The organism is Streptomyces sp. NPDC005151, from assembly GCF_053599875.1.
The window spans coordinates 1-17912 of the sequence record NZ_JBSFYR010000120.1; the positions used below are offsets into that span (position 1 = coordinate 1).

Consider the following 17912-nt stretch of genomic DNA (forward strand, 5'->3'; position numbering starts at 1 on the left):
TTCTGTCCTACCGGGGGCTCCGTTGCTGTGTCCGGCACTCGCCTGAGTCCTCATCAGAACGTGACGAACTACCCAGCGTCACCAAGGGTGAAATCAACCCAAACCAACCACGGCGAGCTCCTGACCAGCAGGGTTCTGCTAATTCACCGGCATTGACCCGACCAGGAACTCTGTTCGACCCTCACGCTCCAAGACCGGTTGAGAAACGGCTTCTGACATCACGATGCCGAACGACCACCGACAAAGACCCGCAGATCATCAAGACCGCACGACGATGCCGTTGGCGCGCGCGACAAACTCACCCTCGCGGATGCTCGTCGCCGCGTCCAGCCGCTCCTGGAACTCCTGATAGCCCTCAACCGGTTCCTCCGTCCACTTCGAATGCCACTCGGTGGCGCGCTTTCAGGGATCCTCGTCGGCTCGGTCTTCGGGGGACCGCTCTTCGAGAACTCCGACGAGGGCCGAGGCGACGAGGGCGACGGCGCGGTCGTCGTCGTGGGCCAGTTGGCGCACGACCTCCTGCACGGTGGTTCCCGCGAGCTCGACCAGCGCCTGGGTGAGGCGGATCCGCGTCACGGATTCCGCAGTGGGCGCGGCGAGTTCATCGACCAGAGCGGTCGTGATCCAGTCCGCGCACCCGGGGTCCTGGGACAGCGTTCCCAGAACCTCCGCCGCGTCCACGTCGTTGGGGCCCTCGACCACCATGCCGACGAGTGTGGGTACAGCCGCGGCCACGCCATGCCTGCCCAGAGCCAGAGCGGCGTGCCTGCGCACCGTCGTGTCCGGGTCCCCGAGGGCGTCCGCGAGCACCGCGGTCGCACCCGAGGCCTCGGCCATCCCGGCGATCGCCAGCACCGCGCGTCGCCGGATGTCGACATCCTCCGAGTGCACGCCGGCGGCCAGTGCCGCCACGCCGTCGCCGCCCGATCGGGCGAGCGCCCATTGCAGGGCGCCCGCGACGTTGGGGTCGGATTCGGCCAGGATCGCCCCGGCCAGCAGCTCGGCGGGAACCGGCACACCCTCCGGCCGGGCCAGGACGGCCTGCTGCCTGCGCGCGGCACTGGTCGAGTTGAGGCCCTGCATGAGTTCGACGATGCGCAGGACGTCCTGCCAGCCGGTGGGCGCCGACGCATCGACAGCGCGGAGCCGCTCCAGCAGCTCCCGTTCCCGCTCCAAGCGGTCTTCCGTCCACCGGATGAGGTCGCTGACCAGGGCGGACGGCGTGAAGGCCGGGTCCTCCAGCGCGCGCCCGATCTGCTTGAGCGAGAGCCCGAGGGACCGCAGGCTCTCCACGTGGAAGATCCTGCGGACGTCCTCGGCGGAGTACTCGCGGTAGCCGCCGGCGGTGCGACCGGTCGGTCGCACCAACCCGAGGGCATCGTAGTGCCGGAGCATCCGGGTACTCACCCCGGAGTGACGGGCCACATCGCCGATCAGCAATCCGCAGCCTTCGCGGCCTTGGCAGCTTCCGTCGACTCGGTCGTCTCCGTGGGCTCGGCGGTCTCGGTGCCTGCCGACGCAGCCGCGGCGGCAGCAGCTCGTTCCGGGCCGAGTGTGACCACGCGCTTCGCCTCTTCGATGGCCGCGTCGAAACCGGTCTCCGGGTTCTGCCGGAGCAGTTCGGTGGCACGGGCGTGCGTGGCCGCCGCCGGGTCGGGATTCTCCGTGGCCTTCTCCAGGGCGGGCTTGATCACGTTGCCGAGGTCGACGAAGGCCCGGCTCAGGCTCAGCTGCACGCTGCGGTCGCCGCGGCCGAGCTGCAGAACCAGTTCATCGACCAGGTCCTTCTCCTCGTCCTCGGGCACGAGGACGACCGCGACGCGCCACGCGGTCCGCGCGACCTCGTCGTCGGCGTCGCGCAGCATGCCGCGGGTGATCCAGGCCCACGTGCTCTTGTCGCCGATCTTGGAGAGCGTGTGCAGCGCCTGGCTGCGGGCCTGGGTGCGCTCGGAGTCGAGCTCCCGGCGGATCCGGGGCAGGGTGATCTCCGGCGACAGGCGGAGCAGCGCCCAGGACAGCATGTCGCGTACGAAGAAGTCCGGCTCGACCGCGCACCGCTCGACGAGCGTCTCCAGGAACACGGGGTCGGCGTTCGAGCCGACCGCCAGGGCCGCTTGCAGCCGGACCGACGAGTCCTCAGCGCCCAGGGCCTTAACCATGCGGGCGTTCTGCGGGGTTACGTTGGTCGTGTTGATCGGGACCACCTCCTGCACACAAGTGGAAACCCTGTCACCGTGTCAAGGTCAAGCCCGTACCCGGCGAATCGGGAAATCCGCCGGCACGAACTCCGCCCAAGCGCACCAAGGACGGTGGTTGACCGTACCGGGCAGATCGCGGTCGACGGCGAGACGGATCCGGTGACCGTGAAGCTGGGGGTATGGGTCTCCAACACCAAGACCCGCCGCGACAAGCTCACCGCGGAGCAGCTGGACGTGTTGCGAGAGCTGGGCATGGAGTGGGCGTAGCCGCCCTGTCATCGGCGTTCTCCTCGGGCTCTCATAGCCGACGCCAGCTGGTGCTGTCTCGTGAAGGCCGGAACCGGCGGTCAAGGGTGGGCAGCGTGGGAGAACTGACGCTATGGGCCGCAGGATGCCGGCCCTGTCGGCTGGCCGCTTGGGGAGGCGGACGTGGGGCAGATCGAGCAAGGGCTGGAGCACGCGTTGCGCACCCGGCCCGTTCCCTCAAGCACCGAGGCCCGTCTGCGGTTTCTGCTGGCGACACACCGGCATTCCACCCGGAGGGTGGCCGCCGTGCTGGGGGTGTCTCAACGCACCGTGCAGCGGTGGGTGACAAGGAAGCCCGGAGCGCGGCGCCCGCCGGGCCCGCTGCAGGTGGGGGCGATCGAGGAAGCCGTCCTGGCCCGGTGGCAGCCCCGGATACGGGCCCGCCGGCGGGCCCAAGCCGAAGCGGAGGGCTTCGTCTTCCACACCAGAGCGCGATTCGGGTTCGCCGCACCGGCAGGAACCTCGGACGATCCGCGGGTGCGGTGGATCACCCAGTACCTGCCGGGAGAAGTCGCCCGGGAGCTGTTCGCCGCCCGGGACGCCGGCGCGGGTGAGCAGCAGCAGCTGGTGATCCTGGCCCGCGCGCTGGGACACGCCTACTTCCGCGACGGGGGCCGCCGCGCCCACGGCCTGCACATCGCCTTCAGCGACCTCGAGTTCGCCGACTTCTCGATCGGATGAGCCTGCCCTTTCGATCGGACACATGGCCGATCGGACGCGTCAGGGCGTTCAGCGCCGCAAGGGCCTGGCGCGCACGGCCAGCATCGCTTCGTACCTCTTGGCCTCCTGCCGCTCGCGCCAGTCCCACTCCACACGGCCGGCCGGGCCTTGGCGGCGGGCCGCGGGCGGCTGTGGCGGGCGCAGCCTGGCCGCCTCCGCCACGCGCAGCAGGTGCGCACGGTTGCCTGGCGCAGCGAGCAGTTCCTGGTCCTGGCCGGATACGAGTCGCGCGAAGCAGGCCGCGGCCCGCAGGAAGACGCCCGCCCAGGGCGGTACGGGGTAGGCGGCGCAGCCGTCGGTGTAGCAGGCGCGGTCGTGCAGGGCGAGCGTGGCCGCGGCGTCGTCGTAGTCGCGGGGGCGTGCGGTAGCGAGTTGCTGAAGGGACGCGCCGGTGAACAGTGCGGCGGCAACGGTCGCGGCCAGGCGAGGGTGCGCGGTCGCCCCGTGAAGCCGATGGGCGACTCGCTGGGCGGTGTGTGGGGTGAGAGCCGCGGGCGGCGGACGGTGCCGCCAGACGATCGGCGGCGGCGTGCACGGGGCGGTGCAGGGGGTAGGGCTGTCGTAGGAGACGAGGCGGTCCAGTGCAGGCAGGGTGAGCCATCGGCTGGCCGGCCGGGCCGGTTGGTCTGCAGGCAGAGGTTCGGCGGCGGTCGTGCCGTAGTAGTGGCGGCGGGCGGCCTGGAAGTCGGTGGTGATGGTGTGGTCGGCCGTCTGCAGGGCCTGGTGCAGGGCGGCGGGCAGGTGGGGGCGGTGACAGACCAGGGTCAGGTGGATCCCGGTGAGTTCGTGCAGTTTCAGGAGGCGCATCGCGCGTCGGGCGGTGAGGCGGTGCGCGCGCAGGACGGTCAGCCGAGTGACGGGAAGGGCAGTGATCCAGGCGGTGGCAGCTTCCCAGGCAGGCTGACGACCGCTGGGGAAGCGGCCTGGGAGCAGGGGCGGTTTGCCCAGGGCTGCGAGAAGGTCGTGGGCGAGGCCGGTTTCGCTGGTGGTTCCCGGGCCGGGGTGCAGGGTGATCCGGCCGGATGGCGGATGGTGGGCGGCCAGGGCAGTGTGCGTGTGGATCACATCGTCGCCTGGGTCGATGACCACGGTGACGGACGGCGGTGGCATGGCGGGCAGCATGAGGGTCAGGCGAGGCGGCTGAAGGCCCAGCGCAGCAGCTCCTGGTCCACGCGGAGGCGGCCGGTACGGGCCAGGGCGGTGCGAGTGTGGGCGGTCAGCTGGGCCCAGGCGCGGAAGTTGCCGTGCGCGGCGTGGCTGTCGGCGAAGGCGATGTCGTCGGGGTCGGCGTCGGCCCAGACCGGATGGAACAGCGGGATGGCCTCGAGGACCTCGCTGGGGGTGAGGCGGGTGAAGTGCTACCAGATGAAGATGCGGGAAGACAGCATCGGTTCGCGGCGCAGCACGGTGTGGCAGCCCTCGCCGCCGACGAAGATGATCGCGAGCTGGGTGGCGGGCTCGTCCCACAGGTAGCGGAAGTATTCGAACGCCTCCCCGTTGAGCCACTGGGCCTCGTCCACGAGGAAGGTGCGGGGGCGTTCGGCCAGGGCGGTTTTCAGCAGGCGGTCGAACTCGCTGGGATGGCGCGGTGGCTCGCCGGCCAGGTCGAGCGCGGTGAACAGTTCGTAGCGCACCGCGCGGGCCGTGGGCCGGGCACGGAAGGTGATCTTGCGGACGTCCTCGCCAAGTTCGAGTTCGCGCAGGCAGGTGTTGACGGCGAGGGTCTTGCCGAAGCCGGCACCACCGTCGATACACATCATCGCCCTCGCCGCGACCGTGTCGCCGATGTTCTCCCGCGCGGTAAGCAGGGCGCGGGTGGTGACCACGGACGCATCGGGCAGGTCGACGTACTGGTAGGTGGCCGCGGTCACGAGTCGTCTCCGTCTTCAGCGGTCGGTCCGGACGGGCCGTCGGGGGCAGGTTCGGACGGGATGGGAGCACGCTGGCTGGGCGTCGTGCGGGCGGCCAGGGAGGGCGGGGTGCGCCAGTGGGCCGGGGGCGCGGCGGGCGGGATGAGGTCCGGCAGCGCCAGATCCGACAGGTCGGTATCGGTGGCCTGGGTGAGTTCGGCCTCGGCCTGCGCGGTGGTCAGCGCGCCGAGCCGCTGGGGGGCCTCGGGCTGGTTCACGGCGGCGTAGCGCTCGCGCTGGGAAGCCTCCAAGTCCTTCTTCAGGCGGCGGGCGCGGGCAGCCCGCGCCCGCCGTACCGCACTCATCTGTTCGCCGGTGGCCTGATCGGCCAGGTCCGCGGGACCGAGGTAGCGGCCGGTGGCCGCGTGGTAGACCTCGATCCGGTGATCATGGTGGGGCATGAAACGGACCCGGACCTGGATCCCGGCCTGGCCGGTCATCCACGCCCCCACATAGTCGCGTTTCCGGAAGCGGACTCCGCGGGTGGTCAGCGTGCGGGTACCGGCGTCTTCCAGAGTGAACGTCCACAGATCCGCGGCCGGCACGTCCCGCAGCGGGGTGGGATCGTCCTGCCACGCCTCAAGCGGAGTCCTGCCCCGCAACGGCGCGGGGCGGTGCTCGGTGTTCCACCACAGCGTCCAAGCCAGCAACCGGGCGGTGAAGTCCTCAAAACTGAGCAGCACCTCGTCCTTCGGGCGAGAGGAGCGCTTACCGGGGCGCGGCTGACGGGCATAGCCGGGGAGCGCGGCCAGGAACATGCTCTCCACCGCCCGGTTCAAGCCCTCCACGGTGCCCTTCAGATGGGGGGTGTAGGCGGGCAGGTCCTCCACCGTCACGTCCAGGAGATCGAACGCGGCCGTCACCGTCCTGGACAAGAAGTCCTTGCCCCGGTCCACCCGTACCTTCTCCGGCAGGCCGCCGAACGGGCCGTAGGGGTCCTCGCGCAGGACTGCGGAACGCAGCGCGGCCAGCACCGACTCCCGCGACGGATCCCCCGGCGTGATGGCCACCCCTGTGATCGCGTTCGTCGCGCAGTCGGTAAACCACGTGATCCACGGCCTGCGGGCCGTGCCGTCGACGTCGACCAGCAGCGGGGCCTGCACGTGGTCGGTCTCCCACACCTGGTTCCGCCAGCCCCGCGGCCGGGCCAGGAACACATCGTGCCTGCGTGCCGCCCGTTCCCCTCCCGCGAGCCCGGCCCGCTCCCCCGGCGTCAGATCACGGCGGATCGCCCGGTGCAGCGTCGTCAGCGACGGTGCGTCCGCAGGAGGAGACTGCCGAGCAGCGCGGAGGACCAGTTCGCGATGGACCGCCCGCACGTTCCCCTTCCACAACCCCAGCAGCCCACGGACTTCAGGCGTGATCTTGAACCTCGCACCGGCCCGGGAACGGGCACCAAGACCGACAGCTGCGGCCTCATCGCTTTCAGCGGCGGCGGCCAGCCACCGCCACACCGTGCGCTCCGACACTCCCAGCGCGTCCGCAGCCACCCGTACATGGCCTGCTGTCAGCTTTCCCCCCGCCCGCAGTGCAAGCAGCCGCCGCACCGCCGGGCCACGCAGTGCCGTCCTCGATGCCGCAGGCAATCCGCCGCCTGCGCGGACGGCGCCACCGTCCTCCATGTCAGCTCCCCTCGCGCGGTGGGACGTCGTGTGCGTGCCGGGTGCATGCGATGGCCCTCCCGGCCCTTGCAGGAGCGCTTGGTTCACAGCGGCGGCACGACCCGCTGGAACAGCCGCCCCAGCAAAGCCCCGTCTGCGGCCGCGTCAGGGCGAGGTCAGCCAGTGCCTGCCGCGTTAGCCGCTCCTCCCGCCCCCGCCGCCCCACCACCCGATCCGGCAGGACCCTGCCGGCCTCCACATCCCGGCGGACCACCCGGCACAACGACGCAAGCGACGGCACCTCTCCCCCGGCATCCTTCAGATGCCGGTGCAGCACCGACACGTTCCCGCCCGCCTGCGCCAGCACCTCCCACGCCTGGTCGGACAACGCGCCCGCGGCCTGCGCTCCACACGGCCCTCCGTCCGCGCCGCCTCCAGCCAGCGCCACATCGTGCGCACATTCACCCCACCGACCTGGGCGCCCGCACGCACGTGCGCCGTAGTCAACGCCCCGGCCGCCGCATCGAGCTCCAGCAGCCGCGCAACCAGCACCGGCCTGGACACCCTCAACCCCGCCGTGACCTCACCCCATACGCCCGACTCCCCCACCGAATAGCCTTCCACCGCGGACACCAACACCCACCACGGTGCAGCCGCGCAGCCACCACAGGATCAGAAGTGCCGTTTCCATGACAGTGGAACAGGACGGGGTGTACCGCCCCATGACAGCCGCGCCCGCCGCATACACCACCCCGTGTCAGTGACCTGATCCCCCCAACACGCCGCCATCAGCACAAACATACCAATTCTGACATGCCGTCACTGACACCAGTCCACTGACACCAAACCAGCACATCGCACCTCGACCTCGCGGAAGCTGAGCGGGAAGCGGAAGTACAGCCACACGCAGTGGGAGATGATCTCCACCGGGTACCGGTGGCCCTTGTACGACGGCGACGCGGACGACACGAGCGAACCCCTCCCCGGCACGACCAACCACAAGATCATCCCACGCCGGCCAGCCAACGTGACAATGCCGCAAACGCTTCTCGTCGAAGATCCTCGCGCCGTGGTGCCGCAAGTCCCCGAAGATCAGCGAGGTCCTGCCCCTGCTCTACCTCCACGGACTGTCCTCCGGGGATTTCGTGCCCGCGATGGAGCAGTTCCTGGGCTCCTCGGCCGGCCTCTCGCCGTCGACGGTGACCCGGCTGACGAAGCAGTGGGCCGAAGACCACACCGCCTTTCAGGCCCGCGACCTGTCGGATTCCGACTACGTCTACGTGTGGGCCGACGGCGTCCACCCCAAGGTCCGCCTCGGCCAGGCCCACTCCTGCGTCCTGGTCCTCATGGGCGTGCGCCCCGACGGCCGCAAGGAACTCATCGCGCTGGCCGAGGGGCTGCGTGAATCGACCGAGTCGTGGGCGGATCTGCTGCGTGACTGCCGCCGGCGCGGCATGCGTGACCCCGAACTCGTCGTCGGCGACGGTGCGATGGGCCTGTGGAGGGCCCTCGCGGAGGTGTTTCCGCAGGCCAGACACCAGAGGTGCTGGGTTCACAAGGTCCGCAACGTCATGAACGCGCTACCGAAGTCGGCTCAGCCCGGCGCGAAGAAGGCCCTGCAGGAGATCTACAACGCCGAGGACCGAGACCACGCCGAGAAGGCGATCAAAGACTTCGAGCGCACCTACGGCGCGAAGTGGCCGAAAGCGGCCAAGAAGGTCACCGCGAGGCCGACGAGCTCCTCGCGTTCTACGACTTCCCCGCCGAGCACTGGGTGCACCTGCGCACGACCAATCCCATCGAGTCCACCTTCAGCACCGTGAAGTTGAGGACCAAGGTCACCCGCGGCGTTGGCAGCCCGGCCGCGGCACTGGCGATGGTGTTCAAACTCGTCGAGTCCGCCCAGGCCCGCTGGCGCGCGATCACCGCACCCCACCTCGTCGCCCTCGTCCGCAAAGGCGCCCGGTTCGAGAGCGGCGTCCTAATCGAGCGCCAGGAGGGCACCGCCGCCTGACGTCACGCGACCGTCGGCGATTACACGGTCAAACCCGCGACAAGAACGTGATCACGAGGCAAGCTACCTGAATGAGATCTCGAACTGGTGGCATGTGGTGGGGAACGACGATCGAGGCGCCCGACCCTGGTAGCTTGGCGAAGTTTTACGCCGAACTCCTCGGTTGGCACATCGGACACGAGGAGCCGGGAACGGCCATCGTCGCCGCCTCCCCGCAAGGACCGTTCTTCGTGTTCCAGCAGGCGGACGGCTATCGGGCCCCGGTGTGGCCACCGGCCGAGGGGGAACAGCGTCCGATGATGCACTTCGACTTCCAGGTCGACGATCTGGACTCGGCGGTCGCCGAGGCAGTCGCCTTGGGCGCTACCGCCGCGGAGTTCCAGCCGCAGGAGAACGTTCGAGTGCTGTTCGACCCCGCCGGACACCCCTTCTGCCTGTGCTTCGACAAGGCATGACCGGCCAGGTCTGACGCGGATCAGAACCGGACGGTGGAGATGGGGAACGTCTGGGGTCGGATCACGCGTCACTCGATCCACAACTCTTGACGGCATTGTCACGTTGGCTGGCCGGCGTGGGATGATCTTGTGGTTGGTCGTGCCGGGGAGGGGTTCGCTCGTGTCGTCCGCGTCGCCGTCGTACAAGGGCCACCGGTACCCGGTGGAGACCATCTCCCACTGCGTGTGGCTGTACTTCAGCTTCCCGCTCAGCTTCCGCGAGGTCGAGGAGCTGATGCTCGAGCGCGGCGTGCTCGTCTCCCACGAGACCGTCCGCCGCTGGTGCGCGAAGTTCGGGCAGGCCTACGCCAACGGCCTGCGCCGCCGACGTGTGCGGCCGGGCGACAAGTGGCACCTGGACGAGGTCTTCGTGAAGATCAACGGCGAACTGAAGTACCTGTGGCGGGCCGTCGACGCCGACGGCAACGTGCTCGACATCCTGGTCCAGGGCCGAAGGGACAAGGCCGCGGCCCGGCGCTTCTTCCGCACACTGCTCAAGAAGACCTGCTCGGTGCCGCGGGTAATCGTCACCGGCAAGCTCCGCTCCTACGGCGCGGCTCACCGCGAGGTCATGTCCTCCGTGGAACACCGCTCCCACAAGGGCCTGAACAACCGGGCCGAGAACTCCCATCAGCCCACCCGCCAGCGCGAACGCGCCATGAAAGGCTTCCGCTCCGTCGGCGGAGCCCAGCAGTTCCTGGCCGCGTTCAGCGGCATCTCACCCCACTTCAGGCCCCGCCGCCACCTGATGACCGCCACCGAATACCGCACCGAGATGACCACCCGCTTCGCCATCTGGGACCAGATCACCGGCGCCACCGCCCTGCCCACCGCAGCGTGACCCAGGCCCCCGCCCGACCCCTCCACGCCCTGACGCGCCCTCAATCGATCAACACCCCACCAACGTGACAACGCCCCCGGCGCGCTTTTGGTGACGGGTTGTGCATGCATTCGGGGTTAGGGGGCAGGTGCTCACGGCTCCGCGAGTGGCACGTGTGTGACGCAGGGGCATCGAACAGGAACGGAAGGCGACACCGAGCATGGCTGGACAGCAGGCAGCACAGACCATCCACGTGGGCGGCGAGTGGCGCGAGGCGCTCTCCGGCGCGACGCGCGAGATCCTCGACCCCGCCGACGCCAAGCCGTTCGCCGTGGTTGCGGAGGGTGATGAGAAGGACACGGATCTCGCGGTCGCGGCGGCCCGCCGCGCCTTTGACGAGGGCCCCTGGCCGCACACCCCCGTGGCCGAGCGCGCCGCCCTGCTGCGCCGTGTCGCCGACCTCCTCGTCCGCGACCGCGAGGAGCTCGGGCTGCTCGAAAGCCGGGACGCGGGCAAGACCCTGGAGGAGGGGCGCGTCGACATCGACTGCGTCGCCGACGCCTTCCGCTACTTCGCCGACCTCGTGGTGGGGGAGGGCGGCGGGCGCGTGGTGGACGCGGGGTCGTCCGACGTCCACAGCGTCGTCGTGCACGAGCCTGTCGGCGTCTGCGTGCTGATCACGCCCTGGAACTATCCTCTCCTGCAAGCCAGTTGGAAGATCGCGCCGGCGCTCGCCGCGGGCAACACCTTCGTCGTCAAGCCGAGCGAGATCACGCCGCTGACGACCGTCGCCCTGCTCGGCCTGCTGGCCGAGGCCGGGCTCCCCGCCGGTGTCGCGGGCATCGTCACCGGTCCCGGACACACGGTCGGCGCCCGACTCGCCGAGCACCCCGACGTCGACCTCATCTCTTTCACCGGCGGTCTCGTCAGCGGCACGAAGGTAGCACGCGCCGCCGCCGTGACGGTCAAGAAGGTCGCGCTCGAACTCGGCGGCAAGAACCCCAACGTCGTCTTCGCCGACGCCTGCGCCACCGAGGAGGGCTTCGACACCGCCGTCGATCAGGCTCTCAACGCCGCCTTCATCCACAGTGGCCAGGTGTGCTCGGCCGGATCACGGCTCATCGTCGAGGAGTCCGTACGCGAACGCTTCGTCGCCGAACTCGCCCGCAGGGCGAGCGCCATCCGGCTCGGCCGTGGCACCGAGGACGGCGTCGAGTGCGGTCCGCTCGTCTCCGAGCAGCAGCGCGAGAAGACCGAGGCGTACGTCGCCTCCGCGCTGGCCGAGGGTGCGGTGTTGCGGGCCGGCGGCAAGCGGCCCGAGCCGTCCGGCGTCCGGCCGGCCACCGGGTACTTCTACGAGCCGACCGTCCTCGACCAGTGCCACCGCGAGATGCGCGTCGTCCGCGAGGAGGTCTTCGGGCCCGTCCTGACCGTGGAGACCTTCTCCACCGAGGACGAGGCCGTCGCCCTCGCCAACGACACCGAGTACGGTCTCGCGGGCGCCGTCTGGACCGCTGACGCCGGCCGCGCCCGCCGCGTCGCGGGCCGACTGCGCCACGGAACCGTCTGGATCAACGACTTCCACCCCTATCTCCCGCAGGCCGAGTGGGGCGGGTTCGGCAAGAGCGGCGTCGGGCGTGAACTCGGCCCGGCAGGGCTCGCCGAATACCGCGAGACCAAGCACGTCTACCAGAACCTCGCCCCCGCGCCCGTCCGTTGGTTCGCCGGCTGACCCCGAAGACGTAGACCACCGTCCCCGAAGGGCCCGGCCCCGGACTCTTCGTTCCCCCCGAACCTCCCACCGCACAAGGCACCTTGGAGCACCAATTCATGTCCCAGCACGAGAACACGTACGACTACGTCGTCGTCGGCGGAGGCACGGCGGGCTCCGTGATCGCATCCCGCCTCACCGAGAACCCCGACGTCACCGTCGCCGTCATCGAGGGCGGCCCCAGCGACGTCGGCCGCGAGGACGTCCTCACCCTGCGGCGCTGGATGGGCCTGCTCGGCGGGGAACTCGACTACGACTACCCGACCACCGAGCAGCCGCGCGGCAACTCGCACATCCGGCACAGCCGCGCGCGGGTGCTCGGCGGCTGCTCGTCGCACAACACGCTGATCGCGTTCAAGCCGCTGCCGTCCGACTGGGACGAGTGGGAGGCGGCCGGAGCCAAGGGCTGGGGCGCGGTGCCGATGGAGGCGTACTACGCGCGGCTCCTCAACAACATCGTGCCGGTCGACGAGAAGGACCGGAACGCGATCGCGAGGGACTTCGTGGACGCCGCGCAGTCCGCGCTCGACGTGCCGCGCGTCGAGGGCTTCAACCAGCAGCCGTTCACCGAGGGCGTCGGCTTCTTCGACCTGGCGTACCACCCGGAGAACAACAAGCGGTCGAGTGCCTCGGTGGCGTACCTGCACCCGGTGATGGACGAGCGCCCCAACCTGACGCTGCTGCTGGAGACCTGGGCACACAAGCTGGAACTGGACGGAACGCGGGTCACGGGCGTCCACGTCCGCACGAAGGACGGCGACGAGGTCCTCGTCCGGGCCAAGAACGAGGTCCTGCTGTGCGCGGGCGCCGTCGACTCGCCGCGTCTGCTGCTGCACTCCGGCATCGGACCAGCCGGTGACCTGGAGGCGCTGGACATTCCCGTCGCACACGATCTGCCGGGCGTGGGCCAGAACCTGCTCGACCACCCCGAGTCTGTGATCGTCTGGGAGACGAACGGGCCGATCCCGGACAACTCGGCGATGGACTCCGACGCGGGCCTGTTCGTGCGCCGCGACCCCGAACAGCAGGGACCCGACCTGATGTTCCACTTCTACCAGATCCCCTTCACGGACAACCCGGAGCGCCTCGGCTACGAACGCCCCGCGCACGGCGTCTCGATGACCCCCAACATCCCCAAGCCGCGCAGCCGCGGCCGTCTCTACCTGACCAGCGCCGACCCGGCCGTCAAGCCAGCCCTCGACTTCCGGTACTTCACGGACGAGGACGACTACGACGGCCGTACCCTCGTCGACGGCATCAAGATCGCCCGCGAGATCGCCAAGGCCGAGCCGCTCGCCGGCTGGCTCAAGCGCGAGGTGTGCCCCGGCCCCGACGTCACCGACGACGAGGAGCTCAGCGCGTACGCACGCCAGGTCGCGCACACCGTGTACCACCCGGCCGGCACATGCCGGATGGGTGCCGTCGACGACGAACAGGCGGTCGTGGCACCAGACTTGAGGATTCGAGGACTCGACGGGATCCGTGTCGCCGATGCGTCCGTCTTCCCGACGATGCCCGCCGTGAACCCGATGATCGGGGTCCTGATGGTCGGTGAGAAGTGCGCGGAGCTGCTGGATGCGGCTTCCGTTGAGAGGAGACAGGCCTGATGAGCGACATACACATGCCCGAGAACCCGGGTCTCGGCAAGGAAACCGAGCCGTCGGACGCGGCGGAGCGGCCCCCTGTCTTCGGCGTGCGGAACCTGTGGAAGGTCTTCGGCCCGAAGGCCGACCGAGTCCCGGGGAACCCGGAACTCGCCGAGTTGTCGCAGACCGAACTGCGCGCTCGCACCGGATGTACCGCGGCCGTGCGGGACGTCTCGTTCGACGTGCGCAAGGGCGAGGTCTTCGTCGTCATGGGCCTGTCGGGATCCGGCAAGTCGACCCTGGTGCGCTGCCTGACCCGGCTCATCGAGCCGACCTCGGGCGCCCTGGAGATCGACGGCGAGGATGTCCTCGCCATGGACAAGAACCGGCTGCGCGAACTGCGTCGGCACCGAGCCGCCATGGTCTTCCAGCACTTCGGGCTGCTGCCGCACCGCTCCGTGCTCGACAACGTCGCCTACGGCCTGGAGATCCAGGGCATGGGCAAGACCGAACGGCGCGCGAAGGCGGCCGAGATGGTTGCCAAGGTCGGGCTCGAAGGACTGGAGCAGCGCAAGCCGGTCCAGCTGTCCGGCGGCCAGCAGCAGCGCGTCGGCCTGGCCCGCGCACTCGCCGCCGACCCCGAGGTGCTGCTCTTCGACGAGCCGTTCAGCGCGCTCGACCCGCTGATCCGGCGGGACATGCAGGAGGAGGTCATCCGCCTGCACAGCGAGGACGGCCGCACCATGGTCTTCATCACCCACGACCTCAGTGAGGCGCTGCGGGTGGGCGACCGGATCGCCCTGATGCGCGACGGCCGAATCGTGCAGCTCGGCACCCCGGAGGAGATCGTCGGCTCGCCCGCCGACGACTATGTGCGCGACTTCGTGCGCGACGTGCCGCGCGAGCAGGTCATCACCGTACGTACGGCCATGCGCGCCGGGGACTGCGGGGGCCCCGGACACCCCGGCGGCCTGGCCCCCGAGACGGTTGTCTCGTCCGCCATCGAGACCGTCGCCCGTACCGGTGCTGCCGCCTGTGTCGTGGAGGACGGCCGCTGCCTGGGTGTCGTCGACCACCACGGTCTGCTGCGGGTTGTCGCCGGCCTCGACCGAGAGGAGGTCGCCGCGTGACGCGCATCCCGAACACACTCCGCCTCCCGCGTGTGTGCCCGTACATACGGGGGTGGGCCGTATGAGCGCCGTCGTCACCCCCGCCCCGCCGCCCACACCCACCGAGCCGTCGGAGAAGTCCCGTCCGCTCGCGGTCCTGTCCCTGTCCCTGATCCAGCACCGCCGGGTCCGCAGGTTCCTGCCGCTCGGCATCGCCGCGGTGGTCCTGGTTCCGTTGTTCGCCGCCCTGTGGGGCAGCGGCAGCTGGCCGTCGGCACTGACCGTCGACGTCTCCGCCCCCCTCGACAACGCCTACGACTGGGTCGTCGAGAACCGCGACACCAGCCCGGTCTTCCTCTACTTCCTGCTGCACCTGAGCAACTGGGCCCAGTCATCCGTGGACTCGGTGACCGGCTTCCTGGAGAACCTCGGCTGGTTCGGGGTCACCGCGGGTGCGGTACTGCTGTCGTGGCGGGTCGGCGGCCTGGGCCGGCGCGGCCTGAGGACGGCGGCCACCGCGCTCTGCGCCTTCGTGGTCTGCGGGCTTCTCGACATGTGGGAAGCCACCATGGAGACGCTCGCGCTCATGACGGTCGCGGTCGTCGTGTCCGCGGCGATCGGCGCGCTGCTCGGACTCGGCGCCGGCCTCTCGGACCGCTTCGAGCGCATTCTGCGCCCGGTCCTGGACACCATGCAGATCATGCCGGCGTTCGCCTACCTGCTGCCTCTGGTGCTGATCTTCGACATCGGTGTGCCGTCCGCACTGATCGCGACGGTCATCTACGCGGCCCCGCCGATGGCCCGGCTCACCGCGCTCGGCCTGCGCGGAGCCGATCCCTCCGTGATGGAGGCGTCCGCGTCGCTGGGCGCGAGCCCGGTGCAGCGCCTGCTGACCGCTCGGCTGCCGCTGGCCCGCAAGGAGATCCTGCTCGGCCTGAACCAGACGATCATGATGGCGCTGTCGATGGTCACCATTGCCTCGGTGATCGGTGCGGGAGGCCTCGGTGAAGAGGTGTTCCGGGCCCTGTCGACCGTCGACGTCGGCGCGGCACTGGCGGCGGGCATCCCGATCGTGCTCCTCGCCGTCTGGCTGGACCGTACGACGGCGGCCGCGGGCAACCGCATGGGCGACGGCGCCGTGCACACCGGGTTCGCGTGGCTGCACGGCTGGCGGGCCTGGACCCTGGTGGCCGCGGTGATGGCCGCGCTGGCCGGGGTCGGCAAGGCCCTGCTGGTCGACGAGTGGCCCGAGGCCTGGACCGTGGACATCTCACAGCCGGTCAACCAGGCGGTGGACTGGTTCACCGGTCATCTGGCCGAGGGGGTGCCCGTCCTGGGCGGCACCCGCATCTGGGCGGACGGCTTCACCACATGGGTGCTCAACCCGATGCGGGACGGTCTGACTGCCACGCCGTGGTGGCTGCTGGTGCTGCTGGCGGCCGTTTTCGCCCTGCTGGCGGGCGGCTGGGGCGCGATGTGCACGGCCGCGTTCGCCATGGCCGGAGTCGGAGTCATCGGGGTGTGGCAGCACTCCCTGGACACGTTCTCTCAGGCCATCGCCGGTGTGATCTTCACCCTGCTGATCGGCTTCCTGATCGGTGTGGTGGCGGCCCGGGTGCCCCTGCTGGAGCGCGTTCTGCGTCCCGTCCTGGACACGATGCAGACCCTCCCGCAGTTCATCTACCTGATCCCGGTGGTGGCCCTGTTCAACGTGGGCCGGTCCGCCGCGGTCGCCGCCGCCTTCCTGTACGCCCTGCCCGCCGTGATCCGGATCACCGTGCAGGGACTGCGCCAGGTCGACGCCGCGACGCTGGAGGCGTCCCGTTCCATGGGCGCCAGCGCGTTCCAGCAGATTCGCCAGGTGCAGCTGCCGCTGGCCCGCCCCGCGCTGATGCTCGCCCTCAACCAGGGTGTGGTGCTGGTGCTCGCCATGGTCATCGTGGGCGGCTTCGTCGGCTCCGGCGCACTCGGCTACGACGTGGTCTACGGCCTGCAGAAGAGCAACCTCGGCGTCGGCCTGACCGCGGGCGTCGCCATCGTCCTGCTCGGTCTGGTCCTGGACCGCACCACACAGCGCCGTACGCCCGGATCCGAGAGGTCCTGACCCCAGGCCCCGCACCCGCACCCGGTCATCCGCACAGTACGACCGACCCGCAACGAGGCGGCGAAACACGTCGCCCAGCGCAGGACTTCCTGCCCGAACGAAACGAGAAACAGCCTCACCATGATGAACAGAAAGCGCACCCGCACCGCCGTCGCGGCCACCACCGTCGTCCTGGCTCTCACCGGCCTGAGCGCCTGCAGCGCCGCCAAGACCAACTCGTCCGGCGGATCCAGCTCCGGCAAGGTCACCATCACCGTCCCGTCCTGGGTCGGTGCCGAGGCCAACGCGGCCGTGGCCAAGTACATCCTGGAGAACGAGCTCGACACGAAGGTCGAGACGACCCAGCTCGACGAGACCGTCGCCTTCGACGCCCTCAACAGCGGCAAGGCCGACGCGATCCTCGAGGACTGGGGCGGTGCCGCGAAGAAGGTCTCGCAATACGTCGACGACAAGAAGACGATCGTCGGCGCGGGCGGCCTCGGTGTCACCGGCCACATCGGCTGGTTCGTGCCGAAGTACCTGGCCGACGAGCACCCGGACATCACGGACTGGAAGAACCTCGACAAGTACAAGGACCTCTTCAAGACCGCGGAGAGCGGCGACAAGGGTCAGCTGCTGGAGGGCTCGCCGTCGTACACCACCAACGACGACGCGATCATCAAGAACCTGAAGCTGGACTTCAAGACCGTGTACGCGGGCTCCGAGGCCGCCCAGATCACCCAGATCAAGGAGAACTACAAGGCCAAGAAGGCGTTCATCAGCTACTGGTGGACGCCGCAGTGGCTCAACTCCCAGCTTGACCTCGTCGAAGTGAAGCTGCCCGAGTACAAGGAGGGCTGCGACGCGGACGCGAAGAAGGTGGCCTGCGGCTACGCGAAGACTCCGCTCCAGAAGTACCTCAACGCCGACTTCGCCAAGAATGGCGGTGACGCGGCCGAGTTCCTCAAGAACTTCAGCTGGAGCAACGACCAGCAGAACGAGGTCGCGGCCATGATCGCGAACGACAAGATGAGCGCCGACAAGGCCGCCGAGAAGTGGGTCAAGGCCAACAAGGACGTGTGGCAGGCCTGGCTGCCCAAGAAGTGACCCGGCGGGGACGGAAGTCCCCCGCCGCCGCGAGGACGCTCCACCGGAGCGGTGCTCGCCGGGCGTGCCGGGTGCCCTTCGCCGAGGGGAACCCGGCACGGCGCTGTCACGTTGGCTGACAGGGTGGGAGGATCCTCGGGCTGATCACGGTGGAGGGGGTCGTCCGTGGAGGGCATGTCGCCGTCGTACAAGG

General features: G+C 69.8%; 15 protein-coding genes and 2 pseudogenes. 11 read left to right on the forward strand and 6 right to left on the reverse strand.

Annotation, left to right across the window (positions count from 1 at the left end; all coding sequences use genetic code 11):
* Positions 1-402: 402 nt before the first annotated feature.
* Positions 403-1440 (reverse strand): MerR family transcriptional regulator, encoded by a 1038-nt coding sequence (locus tag ACWD6R_RS35985; RefSeq protein WP_451822593.1) that lies wholly within the window; start codon positions 1438-1440, stop codon positions 403-405.
* Complete coding sequence (locus ACWD6R_RS35990; RefSeq protein WP_451822594.1) at positions 1434-2159, reverse strand: HEAT repeat domain-containing protein; 726 nt, start codon at positions 2157-2159, stop codon at positions 1434-1436. The genes ACWD6R_RS35985 and ACWD6R_RS35990 overlap by 7 nt, the downstream gene beginning before the upstream one ends.
* 150 nt (positions 2160-2309) lie before the next feature.
* Here ACWD6R_RS35990 and ACWD6R_RS35995 point away from each other — a divergent pair, with 150 nt between their 5' ends.
* Both ACWD6R_RS35995 and tpg read left to right on the forward strand, forming a co-directional pair.
* On the forward strand, positions 2310-2465 hold the full coding sequence (locus ACWD6R_RS35995; protein WP_451822595.1) for a helicase associated domain-containing protein: 156 nt from the start codon (positions 2310-2312) through the stop codon (positions 2463-2465).
* A gap of 162 nt (positions 2466-2627) precedes the next feature.
* Entirely contained in the window at positions 2628-3185 is a 558-nt protein-coding gene (gene tpg / locus ACWD6R_RS36000; RefSeq protein ID WP_451822596.1) for a telomere-protecting terminal protein Tpg, read from the forward strand.
* A gap of 48 nt (positions 3186-3233) precedes the next feature.
* Here tpg and ACWD6R_RS36005 read toward each other — a convergent pair whose 3' ends face one another.
* The 3 genes from ACWD6R_RS36005 to ACWD6R_RS36015 all read right to left on the reverse strand — a co-directional run bounded on the left by ACWD6R_RS36005 (position 3234) and on the right by ACWD6R_RS36015 (position 6681).
* A complete protein-coding gene (locus tag ACWD6R_RS36005) occupies positions 3234-4334 on the reverse strand; it encodes a hypothetical protein (RefSeq protein WP_451822597.1) in 1101 nt (366 codons plus the stop codon).
* Positions 4335-4582: 248 nt separating this feature from the next.
* Positions 4583-5095, reverse strand: coding sequence for an AAA family ATPase (locus tag ACWD6R_RS36010; protein WP_451822598.1), 513 nt, complete (start codon positions 5093-5095; stop codon positions 4583-4585).
* Positions 5092-6681, reverse strand: a complete 1590-nt coding sequence (locus tag ACWD6R_RS36015; RefSeq protein WP_451822605.1) for a transposase — start codon at positions 6679-6681, stop codon at positions 5092-5094. The genes ACWD6R_RS36010 and ACWD6R_RS36015 overlap by 4 nt, the downstream gene beginning before the upstream one ends.
* A 376-nt stretch (positions 6682-7057) precedes the next feature.
* Here ACWD6R_RS36015 and ACWD6R_RS36020 point away from each other — a divergent pair, with 376 nt between their 5' ends.
* Entirely contained in the window at positions 7058-7351 is a 294-nt protein-coding gene (locus ACWD6R_RS36020; RefSeq protein WP_451822599.1) for a hypothetical protein, read from the forward strand.
* 245 nt (positions 7352-7596) lie between these two features.
* Here the strand turns inward: ACWD6R_RS36020 and ACWD6R_RS36025 are convergent.
* Positions 7597-7704 (reverse strand): annotated as a pseudogene (locus tag ACWD6R_RS36025) (IS6 family transposase); the annotation flags it as partial.
* A 68-nt stretch (positions 7705-7772) separates the two neighbouring features.
* Between ACWD6R_RS36025 and ACWD6R_RS36030 the strand changes: the two are divergent.
* The 8 genes and pseudogenes from ACWD6R_RS36030 to ACWD6R_RS36065 form a co-directional block, all read left to right on the forward strand.
* Positions 7773-8749 (forward strand): annotated as a pseudogene (locus ACWD6R_RS36030) (IS256 family transposase); the annotation flags it as partial.
* A gap of 92 nt (positions 8750-8841) precedes the next feature.
* Complete coding sequence (locus ACWD6R_RS36035) at positions 8842-9204, forward strand: VOC family protein (protein WP_451822606.1); 363 nt, start codon at positions 8842-8844, stop codon at positions 9202-9204.
* A 121-nt stretch (positions 9205-9325) separates the two neighbouring features.
* Positions 9326-10084, forward strand: a complete 759-nt coding sequence (locus ACWD6R_RS36040) for an IS6 family transposase (RefSeq protein ID WP_451822600.1) — start codon at positions 9326-9328, stop codon at positions 10082-10084.
* A 199-nt stretch (positions 10085-10283) separates the two neighbouring features.
* Positions 10284-11795 carry an aldehyde dehydrogenase family protein gene (locus ACWD6R_RS36045; protein WP_451822601.1) on the forward strand — a complete coding sequence of 504 codons (1512 nt, stop codon included), beginning with the start codon at positions 10284-10286 and terminating at the stop codon, positions 11793-11795.
* Positions 11796-11893: 98 nt separating this feature from the next.
* Positions 11894-13441: a GMC family oxidoreductase gene (locus ACWD6R_RS36050; protein WP_451822602.1), complete on the forward strand. Its 1548-nt coding sequence runs from the start codon at positions 11894-11896 to the stop codon at positions 13439-13441.
* Positions 13442-13455: 14 nt separating this feature from the next.
* Entirely contained in the window at positions 13456-14550 is a 1095-nt protein-coding gene (locus tag ACWD6R_RS36055) for a quaternary amine ABC transporter ATP-binding protein (protein WP_451822607.1), read from the forward strand.
* 61 nt (positions 14551-14611) lie between these two features.
* Positions 14612-16633, forward strand: coding sequence for an ABC transporter permease (locus tag ACWD6R_RS36060; protein ID WP_451822603.1), 2022 nt, complete (start codon positions 14612-14614; stop codon positions 16631-16633).
* A gap of 120 nt (positions 16634-16753) precedes the next feature.
* Positions 16754-17719 (forward strand): ABC transporter substrate-binding protein, encoded by a 966-nt coding sequence (locus ACWD6R_RS36065; RefSeq protein WP_451822604.1) that lies wholly within the window; start codon positions 16754-16756, stop codon positions 17717-17719.
* Positions 17720-17912: the final 193 nt, after the last annotated feature.